The 19,232-nt window shown below is 64.8% G+C and carries 16 protein-coding genes and 1 pseudogene; 9 read left to right on the top strand and 8 right to left on the bottom strand.

The window, feature by feature from the left end; all coding sequences use genetic code 11:
* Positions 1-133, bottom strand: a pseudogene (locus C1876_RS18000) (putrescine carbamoyltransferase); the annotation flags it as partial.
* Between the two features lie 286 nt (positions 134-419).
* Here C1876_RS18000 and C1876_RS12065 point away from each other — a divergent pair.
* Both C1876_RS12065 and C1876_RS12060 read left to right on the top strand, forming a co-directional pair.
* Positions 420-1,385, top strand: coding sequence for a helix-turn-helix transcriptional regulator (locus tag C1876_RS12065; protein WP_114546970.1), 966 nt, complete (start codon positions 420-422; stop codon positions 1,383-1,385).
* Between the two features lie 38 nt (positions 1,386-1,423).
* Positions 1,424-2,392, top strand: coding sequence for a helix-turn-helix transcriptional regulator (locus C1876_RS12060; protein ID WP_114546969.1), 969 nt, complete (start codon positions 1,424-1,426; stop codon positions 2,390-2,392).
* Positions 2,393-2,400: 8 nt separating this feature from the next.
* Here C1876_RS12060 and C1876_RS12055 read toward each other — a convergent pair whose 3' ends face one another.
* A complete protein-coding gene (locus tag C1876_RS12055) occupies positions 2,401-3,702 on the bottom strand; it encodes an ATP-binding protein (protein WP_114546968.1) in 1,302 nt (433 codons plus the stop codon).
* A gap of 272 nt (positions 3,703-3,974) precedes the next feature.
* Between C1876_RS12055 and C1876_RS12050 the strand changes: the two genes are divergently transcribed.
* The 3 genes from C1876_RS12050 to C1876_RS12040 all read left to right on the top strand — a co-directional run bounded on the left by C1876_RS12050 (position 3,975) and on the right by C1876_RS12040 (position 8,743).
* Positions 3,975-5,417 carry an MATE family efflux transporter gene (locus C1876_RS12050; protein ID WP_114546967.1) on the top strand — a complete coding sequence of 481 codons (1,443 nt, stop codon included), beginning with the start codon at positions 3,975-3,977 and terminating at the stop codon, positions 5,415-5,417.
* A complete protein-coding gene (locus C1876_RS12045; RefSeq protein WP_114546966.1) occupies positions 5,414-7,045 on the top strand; it encodes an amidohydrolase in 1,632 nt (543 codons plus the stop codon). Before C1876_RS12050 ends, C1876_RS12045 begins: the two co-directional genes overlap by 4 nt.
* A gap of 282 nt (positions 7,046-7,327) precedes the next feature.
* Entirely contained in the window at positions 7,328-8,743 is a 1,416-nt protein-coding gene (locus C1876_RS12040; protein WP_114546965.1) for an MATE family efflux transporter, read from the top strand.
* Positions 8,744-8,840: 97 nt separating this feature from the next.
* On the opposite strand, the gene arcC is transcribed toward C1876_RS12040, so the two are convergent.
* From arcC to ptcA, 4 genes are all read right to left on the bottom strand, one after another.
* Positions 8,841-9,794: a carbamate kinase gene (arcC, locus tag C1876_RS12035; protein ID WP_114546964.1), complete on the bottom strand. Its 954-nt coding sequence runs from the start codon at positions 9,792-9,794 to the stop codon at positions 8,841-8,843.
* A gap of 6 nt (positions 9,795-9,800) precedes the next feature.
* Positions 9,801-10,916, bottom strand: coding sequence for an agmatine deiminase (aguA, locus tag C1876_RS12030; RefSeq protein ID WP_114546963.1), 1,116 nt, complete (start codon positions 10,914-10,916; stop codon positions 9,801-9,803).
* Between the two features lie 66 nt (positions 10,917-10,982).
* Positions 10,983-12,482: an APC family permease gene (locus tag C1876_RS12025; protein WP_114546962.1), complete on the bottom strand. Its 1,500-nt coding sequence runs from the start codon at positions 12,480-12,482 to the stop codon at positions 10,983-10,985.
* Positions 12,483-12,509: 27 nt separating this feature from the next.
* Positions 12,510-13,535 (bottom strand): putrescine carbamoyltransferase, encoded by a 1,026-nt coding sequence (gene ptcA / locus C1876_RS12020; RefSeq protein WP_114546961.1) that lies wholly within the window; start codon positions 13,533-13,535, stop codon positions 12,510-12,512.
* 168 nt (positions 13,536-13,703) lie between these two features.
* Here ptcA and C1876_RS12015 point away from each other — a divergent pair, with 168 nt between their 5' ends.
* The 4 genes from C1876_RS12015 to C1876_RS12000 all read left to right on the top strand — a co-directional run bounded on the left by C1876_RS12015 (position 13,704) and on the right by C1876_RS12000 (position 17,984).
* Positions 13,704-14,369, top strand: coding sequence for a GNAT family N-acetyltransferase (locus tag C1876_RS12015; RefSeq protein WP_114546960.1), 666 nt, complete (start codon positions 13,704-13,706; stop codon positions 14,367-14,369).
* A 9-nt stretch (positions 14,370-14,378) separates the two neighbouring features.
* Positions 14,379-15,197: a MerR family transcriptional regulator gene (locus C1876_RS12010; protein ID WP_114546959.1), complete on the top strand. Its 819-nt coding sequence runs from the start codon at positions 14,379-14,381 to the stop codon at positions 15,195-15,197.
* Between the two features lie 62 nt (positions 15,198-15,259).
* The gene (locus C1876_RS12005) at positions 15,260-16,588 is read left to right on the top strand and encodes an MFS transporter (RefSeq protein WP_114546958.1); all 1,329 of its coding nucleotides are present in this window, start codon (positions 15,260-15,262) and stop codon (positions 16,586-16,588) included.
* A 415-nt stretch (positions 16,589-17,003) separates the two neighbouring features.
* Positions 17,004-17,984: an SDR family NAD(P)-dependent oxidoreductase gene (locus C1876_RS12000; RefSeq protein WP_114546957.1), complete on the top strand. Its 981-nt coding sequence runs from the start codon at positions 17,004-17,006 to the stop codon at positions 17,982-17,984.
* A 15-nt stretch (positions 17,985-17,999) separates the two neighbouring features.
* Here C1876_RS12000 and C1876_RS11995 read toward each other — a convergent pair whose 3' ends face one another.
* Both C1876_RS11995 and C1876_RS11990 read right to left on the bottom strand, forming a co-directional pair.
* On the bottom strand, positions 18,000-18,716 hold the full coding sequence (locus tag C1876_RS11995) for a histidine phosphatase family protein (protein ID WP_114546956.1): 717 nt from the start codon (positions 18,714-18,716) through the stop codon (positions 18,000-18,002).
* A complete protein-coding gene (locus C1876_RS11990) occupies positions 18,716-19,183 on the bottom strand; it encodes a YbaK/EbsC family protein (RefSeq protein ID WP_114546979.1) in 468 nt (155 codons plus the stop codon). The genes C1876_RS11995 and C1876_RS11990 overlap by 1 nt, the downstream gene beginning before the upstream one ends.
* Positions 19,184-19,232 lie beyond the last annotated feature (49 nt).

Below are 19,232 nucleotides of genomic sequence, written 5' to 3'. Positions count from 1 at the left end.
TTTGGTCCTTGAGGATCAGCGGGTAGCGGCCGCCCTCCTTGATCATGGTCTTCATGGAGCGGGCCAGCTCGATCATGTCGAGCAGCTCTTCTTTGGTGAAGTCGTTGGTGTCGATGTAGTCCTTCACTGCCATGGTTCCTCCTAAAGGAATCGGTCCCCGCGGTCGCCTCTTGTCGTCGACCGCATCTCTTGGGCCCAACTATGCAGCCGACCCCCGTTTCTGTGAAGGAATAATGAAGATTATTTTGCAGGAAAAACTCCTATACCCGAAATAATCTCGGTCGTTTACATCGCTGATCAGGTATTCTAATCTCGCGCTCCAAAACGTCTACAACCTCGTTAGTACCTTCTAATCTTGCGAGGTAGAATTGCACCGAGGAGATCGGCCACCCAAGTTGGGGAAGCGAGGGGACTAAACCTTGGAGATTGCCTTCTATTTCTACACGATCCTCGTCATGCTCGTCTGCATCGCTGCAGGCACGATTTCCCTCTCCGCGTATTTCGTCTCCCGAAAACGCAGCCACTTATATATGGTGGCGTTCTTCCTGTTCTACTTCCTCGACCTCGCGCTCATCTTCCAAAACGAATACCTGGGCCAAAACACCAACTTCCCCCTCGAGGCGTTCTACGCCATCGACTACCCTGCGCTTAAAATCCTGTTCTCGCTCGGCACCATCGAGGCGCTGTGGCTCGTGGCGTGCGACTTTCTCGACGAGCACCGCCCCGCGCTGCTCGTCGGCCCGGCGGTGGGCTTCGTGCTGGGGAGCATCGCCGTGCTCGCGTTCCTTCCCGAAGGGCAGTACAAGCAGTGGCTGTTCTACAGCATGCGACAGATCTTCCTGCTGTGGTGCCTGGGCTACGTGCTGCTGCGCTACCGCACCACCGAAGGCGAGATCGAGAAGGCGCGCATGCGCCGGCAGGAGCCGCTGTTCCTCGCCACGCTCATCCTCACCATCTGCATCATCGCCGAAGACGTGTTCATGATGCTCATCTGGGACCCGGACCCCTCGTCGGCCACGCTGCTGCCGCTGTACATCTCCGAGCGCAACTTCTCCGAGAACTTCCTCATGCTGGCCTTCGCGTTCTTCAGCCTGCGCGAAGCGGCCGGTGCCCTGCGCCTGCGCTTCAAGGAGCCGCCCGCGTCCGAGAACCCCGTCGTGCGCCAGCGCATCGACGAGCTGCTGCCCGCGTACTGCGAGCGTCACAAGCTCACCGCGCGCGAGCGCGAGATTGCGGCCCTCGTGCTCATGGGCAAGGACAACCAGAACATCGCGAGCGAGCTGCAACTGGCGTTGGGCACGGTGAAGGCGCACGTGCACAACATCCTGAAAAAGACCGACCACGCCACGCGCCAAGACCTCACCCGCGACTTCTGGAAAGAATGAACCTGCCGACAACCGTATAAGGTAAGGAGCTGACGCGCGTGAACGAGATCTGGTTTTGCTACACCATGCTGTTCATCCTCATGTGCCTGTTCTCCGCGAGCATGTCCCTATCGGCCTACTTCGTGTCGCACCGCTCCACCTATATCGGCATCATGGCGTTCTTTATCGCGTTCTGCCTGGAAACGTCGCTCATCTTCCTCGACGAATACTCCTATTTGAAACCCGCCACCGCAGCGGGCGTGCTCACCTTCCCCTTCCTCCACGCCTGGATAAAGCTCGCGTTCTCCACGGTGTTCATCATCAGCGTGTGGTGGGTGGTGCTGGAATTCGTGGAGCGTCGCTCGTGGAAACGCATCATCGTGCCGTGCGCGATCTGCGTCGCGATCCAGACGGCGTGCGTGCTGTTCGTGCAGGACACGCGCCTTTGCCAGTGGATATTCTACGGCGCGCGCGATCTGTGCGTGCTGGCAGCGCTCGGCTACGGCTACTGGACCTACCGCATGCGCGCGGACGACGCGCTGCGCCGCCACCTCACGCGGCTCAAAAAGCCGTTCTTCGCATTCGTCGTGCTCGTCGTGCTCGTGTTCATCGAAGACTCCGTGATGATGTACTACCTGGCTCCGCTCATCCCGAACGAGTCGTTCCTCTACCACCTCAGCGAACGCAACGCCTGCGAGAACATCGCGGTCATCGCCTGCGCCGTGCTGGCCATCCATTCGGCGGCGGGCACGCTGTCGGTGCGCTTCCACGAGCCGCCCACCACGGCGAACACGAAGGTGGAGCAGCGCGCCCACACGCAGTTCGCGCGCTTCGCCGACCGTCACGAGCTCACGCCGCGCGAGCGCGACGTGCTGGCGCTGCTGCTGGAGGGCAAGGACAACCAGAACGTGGCCAGCACGCTCACGCTGTCGCTGGGCACCGTGAAGGCGCACGTGCACAACATCTACCGCAAGGCGAACGTGAGCTCACGCCAGCAACTGCTGCAGAGCTTCTGGAAGGAAGACTGAGCCGCCGGCTATCGGCGGCCGATACAGTACGCAGCATAGAGGGGAATGCTCTTGATGCCACGTTCCAATCCGAAGTTCTTCGTCGAAAGTCGGAAAACAACCGGCGGCTCGTACGCCTTACGATACGCCTCCAAGCTACGAGCGGACACATTTCCTCCCGATTTGACCTCCACAGGAACCGCGCCCTCCCCTTCCAGCTGCACGACGAAATCCACCTCTGCCTTACTCGCCGTTCCCCAGTAGAACGGGTCCGTCCCGTTCGCCTGTAGCTGCTGCATCACGTAGTTTTCTGCAACGCCGCCGCGGAAGCGCGAGCCCTTGTCAGATGCGGGTGCCAGATCATCGGCTTCCAACCCCTGCAACGCTGTCAAAAGTCCCGTGTCGAGCAGGTACAACTTGAAGAAATCGTGCTCCACGAAGGCTTTGAGCGGCTTCCTCCCCTCGCTCACTCGGTAGCAGAACGAAACCAGCCCGGCCGCGTGAAGCCAGTTTATGGGAGCTTCGTACTGGAAAGCGCGCGCCGACGATGCGATGGTCGCGTACTGGAACTTGTGGTTCTCTTTCGCCAACTGCTCGGGCACGCTTCGCCACACGTTGAGAATCTTTGACGAATCGAGCGGGCTGGCGTATTTCGTCATATCGGCAAGATAGGCATCGGTAATCCCTTGCTGGATCGAACGCACCGCTGGCAGACGAGCACCTTCCACGTGTGCCAAAACCGCCTCGGGCAACCCTCCTACCAACAGGTACGAGCGGTAGAGCTGAAGCGCGCGCTCATGAAGACCAAAAGGAGCATTAGAGGAGTACGCCTCCTCGATGAGATTCGCAAGCCTCTCCTCATCTGAGGCCCAGAGGAACTCCTCGAAATCAAGCGGGTACAAGGTAAGCGTGTCCACTTTCCCAACCGGATAGGAGTACTCGCTGCGACCCAGCGCCACGCCAAGCAAGCTGCCCGCCGCGATCACGCAATACTCGGGAGCGCGTTCGTAGAAGTATTTGAGTGACGTAAGCGCGCGCGGACATGCCTGCACTTCGTCGAAGAACAGGAGCGTTGTCGCGGGGTCGACATCCATGCCGCCCACCACCTCGAGCTGCGGAAGAAGAGCTTGCGGCGTGATGTCGCCGTCGAACAATGCGCAGATATCCCTCTGCGCGGAAAAGTCGATGTAGAGAACGCTATCGAATGCACGCTCGGCAAACGCGAGAACAGAGTACGTCTTTCCCACCTGGCGTGCCCCATGAACAACCAGAGGCTTTCTGGAAGACGACGACTTCCACGCGAGCAGTTCGGCATCGATTCTGCGTTTCATACGGCACTCACCTCGTTTGTCTTGAAATATCGTTCAGATTGTAACGTTTTTTCCGGAATTTTCGTTTGTTTGATAACGAAAATTCACACTTGCTAGAATCAGAAGACCTCTAACCCCTTCTAATCCCGCACGGAACCAATCCAACCCCTTCTAAACTTCCCTCCCCCGCGTACGGCGCGTATGGTCGCATCAAGGAGGGCGGCCGAATGCGGCGCCCGCAGGGAGGGCGGCTGGCGCCGCCCCGCACACATCGGGAAAGGAGGGCAGCGCTGATGGCAACAGAATCAGACACCGTCGCGGTCGCAGCAAGCGACGAGGACCGCGAGCTCGGCACGAAGCCCGTGCACGGTCTGTTCGTGAAGTACTCGCTCATCACGCTCATCGGCATGGCCGCGCAGGCCGTCATGGTTATCCTGGAGGGAGTGATCATCGGCAACGGCCTGGGATCGTTCGGCCTCGCCGTCGTGGGCATCATCATGCCGCTCGAGCTGCTGAACCTGGCGTTGGGAGGCTCGTTGGGCATGGGCGTGGCAACCGTGGCGGGCAACCGCCTGGGCGCCGGCGACGCCGCCGGAGCGCGCAAGGCGTTCTCGCAGGGCTTCTGGCTGTCCACGTACCTCATCTTGGCCATCTCCGTGCTCATCTTCATCTTCGCGCCGCAAATCGCCCTCATGCTGGGCGCGACGCCCGACCTCGTGGACGGCGTGGTCACGTTCATGCGCATCTTCGTGTGCTTCTACCCCTTCTGCATCCTCGGTCAGATGATGGGGTCGGTGCTGCGCGTTGACGAGAAGCCTGGCCTGTCCACCGCCGCCATGTTCGGGTCCGCCGCGCTGGCCGTGGTGTGGCTGTACTGCTCCATCTACCTGGCGGGCATGGGCATCGCCGGCGCCGCCGTGTACTACGGCATTTCCATCGGCCTGTGGTTCGTCGTGATCTTCTACTTCATCTTCAGCAAGAACACGCAGTTCAAAATCTCGCTGTCCGACATGAAGGTGGAGGGCAAGCTGTGCCGCGAGATCCTCACCATCGGCCTGCCCACCTTCCTCGTGCAGGTGGCGAGCCTCGTGTACACCATCGTCATCAACAACTACCTGGGCGTGCTGGGCGGCGATCTGGAAATCTCGGCGTTCGCCATCCTGAACGGGTATCTCGTGTACATCCTCAACATGATGTGGCTGTGCGCCACCTACGGCGTGCAACCGCTGGCCAGCTACAACCACGGCGCGCAGCGGCCCGACCGCCTGAAGACGCTCATCCGCGCCTCGCTCGTGGACACCGCCGGCGCCATCGCCGTGATCTCGGCCCTGTTCATCGTGTGCGCCGTGCCCATTTGCACGATCTTCTGCGGCGACGAGCCCGACCTCATCGCCCTGGCCGCTGCGAACACGCTGCCACTGTGCGTGCTGGCCTGCCTGGGCACCGTGAGCAACGTGATGTCGGCCTACTTCCAGGCCATCGACAAGGTGGTCATCGCCACCGTGCTGGGCATGAGCCGCTACCTCGTGTTCACCGTTCCGTGCATCATGATCATGTCCTCGTTCATGGGCATCAACGGCGTATGGTGGGCGCAGCCCGTGGCCGACGTGCTCTGCTTCGCCTTCGCCATGGTGTTCGTGGTGCGCGAGCTGCGCCGCCTGAGCGCGCTGCACGTCGAACGCGTATCCGAAACGTCCCCCGCATCCGAGCTCTCGCAGGAAGGAGCCGTCGCATGAAGCCGGCCGATCTCATTCTGAAAAGCACCCGCATCTTCACTGCCGAACCGGGCGAGGACGCCACGATGAGCGGCAGCATCGCCATCGCCGACGGGCGCATCGCCTTCGTCGGATCAGACGAAGAGGCCGCCGTCTACGTCGGGCCCGAAACAACCGTGACGGATCTCGGCGACGCGTTCGTCTGCCCCGGGTTCCACGATTCTCACCTGCACTTCTTCCCCTCCGCCATGGATCGCTCGCCCTACGTGGTGTTCTGCGAAGGCACCTGCGCGCAAGATTGCGTCGAGGCGCTCAAGCAGGTGGAGGACGCCCGGCCGACCGACGAGTTCATGCTGTCGTACGGCTGGTACCACCCGCTGTGGGATAACCCGGTGCTGCCCACGAAGGACATCCTCGACGCCGCCTACCCCAACCGCCCCGTGTGCCTGCAGTCGGGCGACTCCCACACGCTGTGGACGAACTCGAAGGGCCTCGAGAAGTTCGGCATCACGAAAGACTCCGTCCCGCCCGCCGGCGGCGTCTATCAGAAGGACGAGAACGGCGAGCTGACGGGCATCATCCAGGAAACGGCGGCCACCGCGCTCATCCCCACCATGCTCGCGTTCAGCGAGGAGGAGACGAACGCCGGCATCGCGCAGTTCCTGGCCGACCTCAACGCCGAGGGCATCACGAGCGTGTGCGACGTGTCGCTCCTGGCCGTGCCCGGCGGCGACTTCGTGCGCGACGACGTGTACCGCGCGCTCGAGGAGCGCGGCGACCTCACGGTGCGCATCAACATGTTCCCCACCGCGCTTGAAGACCTCTCGCGCGCCCGGAAGCTGCGCGACGAGTTCGCCGACAACGACCTGCTGCGCTCGCCGGGCCTCAAGCAGTTCTTCGACGGCGTGTCGTCCACGCACACCGCCTGGCTCACCGAGCCGTACGCGAACGCGTACTTCGACGGCGACTGCGGCGCGCCGGTCACCGACCCCGAGCGCATGCGGCGCATCGTGCTGGGCGCGGCCGAAGAGGGCTTCGCCGTGCGCATCCATACCATTGGCGACAAGGCCATCCACGTGGCGCTCGACATCTTCGAGGAAGCGCGCGAGAAGTTCGGACCGGTGAAGGGCCAAAACGGGCTGGAGCACCTCGAGAACTTCCTGCCCGAGGACATCGCGCGTCTGGCCGAGCTCGACGTGTCGGCCAACTGCCAGCCGCCCCACACGGTGCTCGACCCGAACGGCATCGAGCGCGACCTGGGGCCGGAGCGCGCACAGTGGATGTGGCCGTATCGCAGCTATCTGGACAAGGGCGTGAAGTTCTCGTTCGGCACCGACTCGCCGGTGGTGGACATCAACTCGCGCGAGGTCATCTACGACGCCGTGACGCGGCAGAGCCCGGCCACGGGCGAGCCCGTCGGCGGCTGGCAGCCGCAGGAGAAGATTCCCGCCGCCGACGCCATCCGCGCCTACACGCTGGGCAGCGCCGTGGCGGCGGGCCGCGGCGACGAGGTGGGCTCGCTGGCTCCCGGCAAGCTGGCCGACATCGCCGTGCTCGACACGGACATGGTGACCTGCGACCCCGAGGATATCCTGGGAGCAAACGTGGTCGCAACGTACCTGGGAGGAAAAAAGGTGTGCGGGAAGTAGGCCCCGCGCCCTCATGCCCCTTCCCTCATGGCGCGGCGGAAGACGCGGGGACTTGGGCGTCACCCGCCGCGCCGGTCGCACGCCGCGAGCTGGACGGATCGGCGCGGGGCGGGTTCGCAAACCACGCGTCCCTCCCCGCGCCATGAGCAAGGGAGAAACAGGGCTAATCCCATCTAATCCCTTCTCGGGCTCAACAGAGACCTGTATAATCCCCCGCTGCCTTTCTGATCGCGGTATCGTCGCAGGAGGGAACATCCGCCATAAGGCTAGGAGGCCGACGGCATGGACGAGCTGCTCATCGAACCTGAGCCCACCGAGCGCGAGCTGGGAACCGCACCCATCAAGCCGCTGTTTGCGCGCTACGCCGCCATCACGTTCGCCGGCATGCTGGCGCAGATGGTGATGGTGGTGCTCGAGGGCCTCATCATCGGCAACGGCCTAGGGCCGCTCGGATTGGCGGCCGTCACGGTGATCCTGCCGCTCGAGCTGCTGAACCTCGCGCTGGGCGGAGCGCTGGGCATGGGCACCGCCGCCGCAGCGGGCCAACGCCTGGGCAGCGGAGACGTGGCGGGCGCGCAAAAAGTGTTCTCGCAGGGCTTCTGGCTCGCGGCCTACCTGCTCGTAGCGCTTTCCGCGATCATCGCGGTGTTCGCGCCGCAGATCGCCACGCTCCTCGGCGCCACGGCCGACATCCACGAAGAGGTCACCGCGTTCATTCGCCTGCTCATGTGCTTCTACCCGTTCTGCACGCTGGGGCAGCTGCTGTGCTCGCTCTTGCGCACCGACGAGAAGCCCTCGCTCGCGTCCGCGCTGGCCGTCATCGCCGCCGTCGTGTCGCTGTTCTGGCTGTACGTGTGCGTGTACGTGCTGCAGCTGGGATTCGCCGCCGCCGGCGCCTATTACGGCATGAGCACGGGACTGTGGTTCTTCGCCATCCTGTACTTCCAGTTCAACAAGAAGTCCACGTTCAAAGTGTCGTTCTCCGGCATGAAGCTCGAGCGCAAGGTGTGCAGCGACATCCTGTGGCAGGGGCTGCCGCTGTTCCTCGTGCAGGCCGCCAGCCTCATCTACACCATCGTCATCAACAACTACCTGGGATCGCTCGGCGGCGACCCCGACCTCGCGGCGTTCGCCGTCATCAACGGCTACGTCATCTACCTGCTCGACATGCTGTGCCTGAGCGCCACGTACGGCCTGCAGCCCATCGCCAGCTTCAACTGCGGCGCGCGTCGCTACGACCGCCTGCGCGAGCTCGTGAAGACGAGCCTCATCGGGTCGTTCGCCGTGCTGGCCGCGGTGTGCGCACTGGTCACCGCGCTGGCGGTGCCCATCTCGTCGTTCTTCATCGGCGAGGACCCAGCGCTCGTCGAGCTGACGGCCTCGCACTTCCTGCCGCTGCTCATGTGCGCGTCGCTCGGGTTCTTGGCGCAGGTGGCCTCGGCGTACTTCCAAGCCGTCGGACAGGAGCGCACGTCCATCGTGCTGGGCATCTGCCGCTACCTGCTGTTCGCCATCCCCCTCATCGTGATCCTGGCCGCGGTGGACGGGCTGACCGGCGTATGGTGGGCGCAGCCGCCCGCAGACCTGCTGGCCGCCGGCCTGGCCATCGCCCTGGCGGCGCGCGAATGCAAGCGCCTCAAGCGCTCGAGCGCGAATGCGGCCTGCCCGCTGGCCGAGCCGAACGCCGAGCCGGCCTGATCCCCTTCGTGGACGAAAACGCGCGTTTTCGTCCACGAAGGCATCCGCGCGCCGGTGCCCGCGCGCAAAAACGCGCGGGCACCGGGAGCGAACAGCCCTACGCTACGATGAGGGTGCCGGTTTCTCCCTTGAGGCCGGCTGCGGCGGCATCGAGGCTCGTGATGAGCGCGCGGCCTTCGGGGTAGGCGCGCACGTACGCGATGCAGGCCTCCACCTTCGGCAGCATGGAGCCGGGGGCGAACTGGCCCTGCGCGATGTACTCCTCGGCCTGCGCCACGTCCATGACGTCGATTTCCTCCTGGTCGGGCGTGTTGTAGTTGATCGCTACCTTTTCCACTGCGGTGAGGATGACCAGCATGTCGGCCTCGAACGCGGCGGCCAGCTTGGCGCTCGAGCGGTCCTTGTCGATGACCGCGGCCACGCCGTGGTAGCCGTCGGCCTCCTCGATGACGGGCACGCCGCCACCGCCCGCGCACACCACCACGTAGCCGTCGGCCATGAGGTCTTGGATGACGTCGAACTCCACGATACGCTGCGGTTGCGGCGAGGCCACCACCTGACGCCAGCCGCGCCCGGCGTCTTCCTTGAACGTGGCGCCCGTCTCGGCGGCGAGGCGCAGGGCCTCGTCCTTCGTGAAGAACGAGCCCACGGGCTTCGTGGGGTCTTCGAACGCCGGGTCGTCGCGATCCACGACGGTCTGCGTGATGAGCGCCACCGACGAGCGCATGATGCCGCGCTCTTTCAGCTCGTTGAGCAGCGCTTGCGACAGCTGGTAGCCGATGTAGCCCTGGCTCATCGCGCCGCACTCGGGCAGCGGCATGGCCGGTGCCTTGCCGCCGTGCGCATGGGCGAAGTCGAACGCCGTCTCGATCATGCCAACCTGCGGCCCGTTGCCGTGGGAAACCACGACGTTGATGCCTTCGGCCACCATGTCCACGATGTTCTTCGCCGTATGCCTGACGAACCCCAGCTGCTCGGTAGGAGTCGTGCCCAGGGCATTGCCGCCAAGCGCGATAACCACCGATTTACCTGGTCCTTTTTCATAGGGCATGGCAGATCACTCCCCTGCGGGTTGCTGTTGCGTGATGCAGTGGATGTTGCCGCCGCCGTACACCACTTCGCGGGTGGGCACGCCCACGACCTCGCGGTCGGGGAACATGGCCTGCACCTGCTCGAGCGCCTTCTCATCGTACTCGTCGTCGTACTGCGGCACGAGCACGAACCCGTTGCCGATGAGGAAGTTCATGTACGACGCGATGCACACGTCCTCGGTGGTGCGCGGGATGGTGCCCTCCACCACGTCGATGGCGTCCACTTCCTCCTGCGTCATGTAGGTGGGTTCCTTCGGCATGATCAGCTTGTGCACCTTGAGCTGCCGGCCCTTCGCGTCGGTGGCGTTCGACAGCGTGTCGTAGGCGGCGTGCGCGGCGTCGTAGAACGGGTTGTCCTTATCCTCAGTCCAGATGCAGGCCACCTCGCCGGGCGCCACGAAGCAGGCCACGTCGTCGATGTGCCCGTTCGTCTCCTCGGGGTCGATGCCGTCCTTGATCCAGATGACCTTCTCCACGCCGAGGTATTCGCACAGGTAGTTCTCGATCTGCTCCTTCGACAGCTCCGGGTTGCGCCCCTCGGACAAGAGGCACATCTCGGTGGTCATGACGGTGCCTTCGCCGTCAACATGGATGGAGCCGCCCTCGAGCACGAACGAGTCGGGGCGGTAGCGGTCCACGCCCGCCAGGTCGGCGATCTTGAGGCCCACGAGCGCGTCCTGATCCCACGGGAAGTACAGGCCGTCCACCAGCCCGCCCCATGCGTTGAAGTGCCAATGCACCGCGCGCACGTCGCCGTCGTCGTTCACCACGAACGTCGGGCCGCAGTCGCGCACCCACGAGTCGTCGCTCGTCATCTCCACCACGAGGATGTTCTCCTCGTCGGCCAGCACGTAGTGCGCCGCGGCGTAGTCCTCGGGGTTCACGCCCACCACGACGGGCTCGTACTGCGCGATGCCGCGCGCCACGTCGGCGAACGCCCGCTGCGCCGGCTTCGCGCCGTCGCGCCAGTTGTCGGTGCGGTGCGGCCACAGCATCCAGATGCACTCCTGCGGCTCGAACTCGGCGGGCATGCGGTAGCCGTCTTTTTTCGGCGTCGATTCGTTCTCGTATATGGTTTCCATAAAGCTTCCTTTCACTATGATTGTCATCCTGAGCGACCGAAGGGAGTCGAAGGATCCCGTCAACCGTTACACCATGTCGCGCGGCTCGCGCCCGATGATCTTGTCCTCTTCGAGGGTGATCTTCTCCGATTCCGGCATTTCGATGTAGCCCTGGGCGATGTCGAATTCTATCGGATCGCCGCTGCCGTCCATGCCGCGGTACTCGGCCGTGCGCTCGCGCGCCGACACCACGCGCACGATCTCGCCGATGATGACGAACGCGATCACGCCGATGAGCATGGGAATCTTGCCCAGCTCCTCAGGCGAGTCGTTCAGCGGCACGATGGTGGCGATGATGGCCAGCACAAGCAGCACCACGGGCACCCACGCCACCACGAGCGCCACACCGTGACCGCCCGGCACCTTGAACACGCGCGGCGCGTTCGCGTCGATCTTGCGCAGCTTCAAAAACGCCGGGAACATGGGGATGTAGCTGATCAGCAGGAACACGATGTTCATGGAGAAGAAGATCCAGAAGAAGCTGTCGAAGCCGGCCATTTCCATGAGCGGCGCCAGCAGCACGAGCACGCTCGCCACCACACCGTTGATGATGGCGGCGCCGGTGGGCATCTGGTTCTTCTTGCTCTCGTGCGCGAACGGCTTGGGCATGTTGCCCTTCTTCGCGGCATGCTCGGCCACGAAGTTCACGCCGAACGACCAGCTTACCATGTTGCCGAACAGCGTGATGAGGAACACGATGCCCACCACGATGAACAGCACGCTGCCCACGCCCGCCATGATGCCCACGGCGTCCATGATGCCCGAATCGAGCGAGACGTCCATCGCGGGGATGGCGGCGCCGATGCCGAACGAGCTGAACAGGTACAGCGCGGCGATGGCGATGCCGCCGGCAATGATGGCGCGGGGAATCTGCTTGCTCGGGTTCTCCATCGAGCCCACGTAGGTGGTGATTACCTCGAAGCCCATGAAGTTGAACAGGATGATGGACAGGTACGTGAGGCTGTTCGAGTCGAACGCCGGCAGGAAGGTCTCGGGCGCCATGTCGTTCGCGAAGCCGAAGTTGACGGCGTACCAGATGCCCAGCCCGCCCACGACGAGCGCGATGCCCACCTTGAGCACGGCGGCCAGATTGAGGATCCACGCCGAGTCCGACACCTTCGAGAAGCTGAGGAACACGACGATCCAAATGAACGCCAGCTCGATGGCAAGGGACGGCACGATGCCGATCTCCATGCCCGTGATCATGGAGATGGTCTCGGGGAACAGGAAGGCGAGCGACGCCATCCACAGCGGGAAGTTGATCCAGTAGTACCAGCTCACGCGGCTACCCCACCGGTCGCCGAACGCGCGGCGCACCCAGTCGTACAAACCGCCCTCGTCGTCGTAGGTGGTGCCCAGCTCGGACACCACCAGGCCGTACGGAAGCAGAAACGCGATGATGAGGAAGATCCACCAGAAGAACTGGGAGTTGCCGATGGCGGCAGCAGGAGCCGCCGCCTCGGCCACGAACACCACGGTGATAACCGAGAGTATCGCGTCGATCAATCGAAATTTCTTGGTTGCCATACCAGGCCCCTTTCAATCAGGCGAGCCTTATTTGAGCGGAGCCTTGCCGATACCTTCAAGCAGGAAGTTGAGCTGGTCGTGGGCTTCGCCGGCTTCGGGCTCGTCGATTTCGGCCTGGGCGCAGAACCACGCGAGCAAGCCGCGGATGGAGTGCTTGCGGTTCTCGGCCTCGTCCCAGCAGATGGACTTCGGGCCGTCGATGACCTCGTCGGTCACTTCCTCGCCGCGGGAGGCGGGCAGGCAGTGCATGAACTTCGCGTCCGGGCTCGCCATGTCCATGAGCTCCTTCGTCACCTGGTACGTCGGGTAGAAGATGGCCATGCGCTCGTCCTTCGACAACTCCTTGTCGTACAGGCCGTACCACACGTCGGTGTACACGAAGTCGGCGTCCTTCATGGCTTCCTCGCGGTCGTCGGTGACGCTCACGCTGCCGCCCGACACCTCGCAGTTCTTGCGGCCGATGTCCAGCAGCTCCTCGCCGATCTGGTGGCCCTTCGGGCCGTACTGCACGAACGTCATGCCCATCTTCGACGTGATGAACATCTCGGACACGCACACCTGCGTGGCGTCGCCCACGAACACCATCTTGCAGTTCTCGATGCGCTTGCCTTCGGGCAGATGCTCGATCATGGTGAGCAAGTCGCCCATTTCCTGAGTGGGATGGTTGTAGTCGGACATGCCGTTGATCACGGGGATGGTGGCGTACTTCGCCAGCTCGACGATATCCTCGTGATGGTCGACGCGCGCTTCGAGGATGTCCAGCAAACGGCTCATGACGCGGGCCGAGTCCTCGATGGTCTCGTGGCCGCCCAGCTGGATGGAGCCCGGCGCGTAGAACTGCGCGTTGCCGCCGAGGTCGGCCATGGCGCCCTCGAACGACAGGCGCGTGCGGGTGGAAACCTGCTGGAAGATCATGCCGAGCGTCTTGTGCTTCAGCAGCTCGGGGAAGTACCCGGCCTTCACGCAGCGCTTGAGCACGCGCGAAAGCTCGATCATGTCGAGCAGCTGGTCTTTCGTGAAATCGTTGGTGTCGAGAAAGTCCTTTGTGGTCATCGACGGTCTCCTTCGGGGGATGCGGATAGACGGATCGGCGCGACCGGATTGCAGTACGGCCGCGCCTTGGTCTCAGTATCGGCTCATACCGTGAGGGCGCTCGACAAGGATGGGAGGTCGTGCGAGAATCGAAGACGAACCGAAACCAAACCGAAGAAGGACCCCCTCATGAACCTGCCCGGACTCATCACCGTTTCACCCGACCAAACCGAGGAAATCGACGCGCTCAGCCGCATGGTGGGCACGTGCTTCCTCGAGGAGATGTGGTACGTCACCTGGCTCGAAGCCCTCGACGAGCTGGGCATCGGCGACGACCGCAAGCGCGAGATCACCCAGGCCGTCATCCGCTGCGACTACGAGGCCACCGCGCCCTACGGCTGCGTGTACGCGCTGCCCGACAACGCGGGCGCCGCGAACGCCTACCTGCGCAGCGAGCTGGGCGACGTCGACTGGACCGAGCTCGAGGAGGACTCGGGCAGCATGCTGGCCGAGCTGCTCACCGACGAGGAGATCGAGGTGCTCGGACCGCGCATCGAAGCCATGGACCCCATCTCCAGCACGAGCTGGCCGCTTGAGCGCACGGCGCCCGACGAGGACTTCATCTACTTCATCTCCGCCGGCGTCGATCCCGACAAGCGCGGCTCGGGCGCGTTCCGCCGCCTGTTCACGCCGTTCCTCGCGTACGCCGACGAACACGGCCTGAGCTGCTACCTCGATTGCTACACCGACCGGCTCGAGCAGCTGTACGGCCACTTCGGCTTCGAGACGGTGGAGCGCCGCTCCATCGACGCCTTCCCCATCGTCGAGCGCCTCATGCGCCGCTTGCCCCAGTAGGCGCCCGCCATGAAGTCGAGCGAGGTGGCGAAGCTGGCGGACGTTACCGTGCGCACGCTGCGGCATTACCACGCCATCGGGCTCTTGCCCGAGCCGCCGCGCGGCGCGAACGGCTACCGCGAATACGAGGTGGACGATCTCGTGCGCCTGCTGCGCATCAAACGGCTGACCACGCTGGGATTCTCGCTGTCGCGCATCGGCGAGGTGCTCGACGAGATGGACCGCAACCTGTCAGACTCGTCGGGGCCGAACGCCGACGCCGCCCTCGACGAACTCGACCGCGAGCTGGCGCTGCAGATCGAGCGCCTCGAAGAGCAGCGCCGCACCATCGCGCTGCTCAAGCGGGAGCGGTTCGACCCTGATTTGCCGGTGCGGTTTGCACGCATCAAGAAGCAGTTCGAGGTCCTTTTCCCCAGCTCAACCATCACGAACAGCGACCGCGAAGCCCTTCTCATTGCCGGGAACCTGTTCACCGAGGAAGATACCGACGAGCTCGAACGGGTATTGACGGCCTTGTTCGATGGCGACACCGTGCACCAACTCCGTGCGGTTCAGGCACGTTTCGACGATCTGCCCGCCGACGCCTCGCAGGACGAGATCGAGCAGGCGGTGGAGACCGCGCTCGCATTGCTCGGCCCGTTCATCGATTGCTTCGATCCTGCGAACTGGGACAAGGACTACGACAGCGTCGCCGACGACCTGATGCGCGAAATCACGAATAAGAATCTCAATGAAGCTCAGCGCATCGCGACGGATCGCCTCGAGGAAGCGCTCGAGGCGTACATACTCGAGCGCGGCTCTTCCATACATCCTTCACAAACCGCTTGACCCCGACGTAACGTCGTAGTTTTTACTCCTTTCTAGCAACATCAGCGAGAAAGGACCCTTCCATGCACGGCCGCATATCAATCCGCTTTCTCATATCGAACGCATTGTCGCTTCTCGGCAACTCCATCGCCGGCATCGCGCTGCCCCTCATCCTGCTCGCCACCACCGGCGACGCGCTGGCCGCAGGCACGCTCGCGCTCATCTGCGCCGTCCCGCAGATGATCATCGGCATCGTGGGCGGGGCGGCGCTCGACCGCTTCAACCGCCGCACCATCTCCATCATCTCCGACCTCGTGTCGGCCGGAAGCGTCGCCCTCATCCCCATCGTCGACATGGTGTGGGGATTGAACTTCTGGTGGTTCGTCGCGCTCGGCCTGCTGGGCGCCGTGGGCGACATTCCGGGCATGACCGCGCGCGACGCGCTGCTGCCCGCCGTCACCGAGCGCGACGACGTGGACCTGCAGCGTTTCATGGGGCTGTCGCAGTCGCTCGACTCGCTCACCACCATCGTCGGCCCCGCGCTTGCGGCCTTCTTCATCGGCGCCGTGGGCGGCGTGCCGTCGCTGTGGTTCACCGCCGCGCTGTCGTTCCTCGCGGCGCTGGCCACGCTCACCATCCCCCGCTCGGTGGGCGCGGTGCGCGGCACGGGCACCGCCGCCCCCGCCGACGTCGCCGCCTCCGACCTCGGACAGCGCGGGTTCGTCGCGTCGGCCTTCGACGCGCTGCGCACCGGCACGCGCGTGCTGTTCCGCACCGACGGCATCCTCACGGCATCGACGCTGCTCACCTTCGGCATCGTCATGGTGATGGGCTCGTTCCAGGGCCTCGTGCTGCCCGTGTACTTCACGGCGAACGGCCACCCGGAACTTCTGGGATACGTGCTGTCGGTCATGTCGTTCGGCCTGCTGATGAGCTCACTCGGCTACGCCGCCCTCGCGCCGCGCCTCTCGCGCCGCTCGTGGTACGTGCTCTCGCTGTTCGGCATGCTCATCGGCGTGGCCATCTTGGGCGCGCTGCCCTCCTATCCCTTCCTCATGCTGGGCGCGCTCATCCTGGGCGTGAGCGCCGGGCCCGCCTCGGCACTACTCGGGTTCTTCATGCTCGACCGCATCCCCGAGGAGTCGCGCGGCAGCGCGCTCGGCACGCAGAACTCGCTGTTGCTCGTGGCGGCGCCCATCGCCGTGTTCGCCACCTCCGTGGCGGTTGACACGCTGGGAACCTCCACGGCGGCCGTCGTGCTCGTGGGGTGCTGGATTGCCATCACCGCCCTCGCCCTCGTGGCGCGCGGCATGCGCAACCTCGATGACGCGAAGGCACCCGCGGCCACGGGCGCGACCGAACCGACCTCCCCTTGCGCATCGCTCGAAGGAGAAGCCGCCAATCTCGAGTAATCGCATCGCTCCGCCCCTCTGCACCGAATCCGGCCGAACAATGGCAAATTTTTTCGCGATTGCGGCCCGGAAAGCGCCTTTCGAGCTCCACAGGAGGCCGCGAAAGCGCGTGGCCCCGCATCGTGCCTGATCGCGCGAAGCGAGTGCGGGACTCGCGCCGTTCTTCGCCCGCAATCGCGAAAAAATTTGCCACGAGAACGCGTCAACCGTTGCAACGCGAAAGAACCCGCGACGGCACGCGAGGCCAACGCCCCCGCGACCGCGCACCGAGGAGCCCGCCGTCTTGCGGCGCGGTGGCGTTCCGGTCGCGCCTTTCCAACAGTCTGGACACCGCTCCCGGCGGTGCGCGGCGGCGCTCCTATGATGCAGGAGAACACACGGGCGCTTGCGCCCTCCCATCGAAAGGAGCGCCATCATGGCTGAAACCGCATTGGTCACCGGCGCGACGAGCGGCATCGGGGCATCGCTGTGCCTGCTGCTCGCCAGCGACGGCTACAACCTCGTCACCGTCGCCCGCGACGAGGACGCCCTCGAGCAGCAGGCGAAGGAGCTGCGCGTCCTCGACATCGACGTGACGCCCATCCCCTGCGACCTGTCGCGCGAAGGCGCCGCCCGCAAGCTGTTCGAGGCGGTACGCGACCGCAACCTCGCTATCGACATCCTCGTGAACGACGCGGGCTACAGCCCCGCCGGGCAGTTCTCGGAGCTCGGCATTTCCGACATCCGCTCCATGCTGCAGCTGTGCGTGGTGAACCTCACGGAGCTCACCAGCGTCTTTCTGCACCCCATGCTCGAACGCGGGCGCGGACGCATCCTCAACATGAGCTCGATGATGGCGAAGGTGCCCTGCCCCTACAACGCGCTGTACGGCGCGGCCAAAACGTTCGTGCTGTCGTTCACCACCGCGCTCGCCTCCGAGCTCAAGCACACGGGCGTCACGGCCACCGCCGTCTTGCCCGGCGCCACGCTCACGGGTTTCGCGCACAACGCCGGCATCGAGGACGCCCCCGCCTGGAAGTTCTTCGCCATGGACGCCGATGAGACGGCCATCCGCGCCTACCGCGCGCTCATGCGCGGCGAGCGCTGCGCCGTCACCGGCTGGTACAACAAGGTGGGCGCGTTCTCCACGCGCTTCATGCCCCTCGCAGCGCAGATGGTGGCCGCCACCTGGCTCATGGGCTCACGCAAGCACCCGCTCGACGAGGAAGACGAGCGCCCCGGCTCTCCCGACCCGTCCCAACCCGCCGACGACCAGCAAGAAGAGACGAAGCACGGACGCGGAACGCACCACCGGCACTGCTCGCATCACGGGCACGGAGCGCACCGCGACGCGCCCTCGGACGACAACCCGCGACCGCACGGCCCGGCCTGCATCATCAGCTGGGATCGTTGGTAGCCCGCAGCCTTCCGCTCACGGGCGATGCCATGCGGTGGAGCCGACGGCCCCGAGCGAGAACGCTTCGCCGTCGAAGGCCACCTCGGTCACGCTCGCATTGAGGATTTTCAGCGGGTCGTTCACGCGCGACGGGTCGAGCAGGTACACGATGGAGCGCACGACGAACGCGTGCGTCACCACCAGCACGTTGCCGCCGCCCGCGGCGCGCGTGGTGCGGCCCGCATCGAGGAAGAACTGCCGCAAGCGCGCCTCGATGGCGTCGAAGCGCTCCGCCCGGCCCGACGTGTCGGCGTTCGCCAGCACGTCGGCCACCTCGGGCAGCCGACGGTTGAGCTCCTCCATGGGCAGCTCGCGGCCGAACCCCGCCGTGAGCGTTTTGTGCAGGCGCTCGCCCGGCTCGCCCTCCAAATCGCCGTAGCACCACTCGCGCAGCCGCGCGTCCGACGCGCGCCACGACGGCTGCACGATGCCGGGCATCTCCCGCTCCCGCGCGTCGAGGAGCGCATCGAGGGTCTGCACGGCGCGCCCGCTGTCGCTCGAGTACGCCGCCGCGAACTCGAGGCCCGTCAGCCCGCGCCCCAGCGCCTGCGCCCCGCGTACGCCCTCGTCCGTGAGCGGCGTGTCGCACCAGCCCTGTACCTTCCCCATCACATTGAACAGCGTCTGCCCATGGCGCACGATGTAGAACTTCACCGCGCCGTCGGTGCCCTCGTCGGGCTGCAAGGCCACCATCAGACAACCTTGCACACGTCGACCCACGTGCAGGGCTCGGCGCATCGTTCCAGCTCGTCAGGCGTGAGGCGCACCGCGCTCGCGGCGCTGCCGGCCGCCGGGTACACGACGTCGAACCGGCGCAGCGATTCGTCCAAGAACACGTCCACGCCGTCATTGAGCGCGAACGGGCAGACCCCGCCCACGCCGTGGCCGACGAGGGGCTCGGCCTCGTCGGCGGCGAGCATCTTCGCCTTGCAGCCGAACCGGGCCTTGTACTTGGGATTGTCGATGCGCGCGTCGCCGGCGGCCACCACGAGCGCCACGCGATCGCCCACGTGAAACGACAGCGTCTTCGCGATGCGCGCGGGCTCGCACCCCACCGCCTGCGCGGCAAGCTCCACCGTCGCGCTCGACGTCTCGAACTCCAGCACGCGCTCCTCCATACCCAGCGCGCGCAGGTGCGCCCTCACCTTGTCGATAGCCATGTCGCCCACCTTTCGCGTCGTGCTCCTTCGCAGCAAGTATAGCAAAGTG

The organism is Eggerthella sinensis, assembly GCF_003339815.1.
Taxonomy (GTDB): domain Bacteria; phylum Actinomycetota; class Coriobacteriia; order Coriobacteriales; family Eggerthellaceae; genus Eggerthella; species Eggerthella sinensis.
This window is presented reverse-complemented; position numbering and strand designations above follow the sequence as displayed.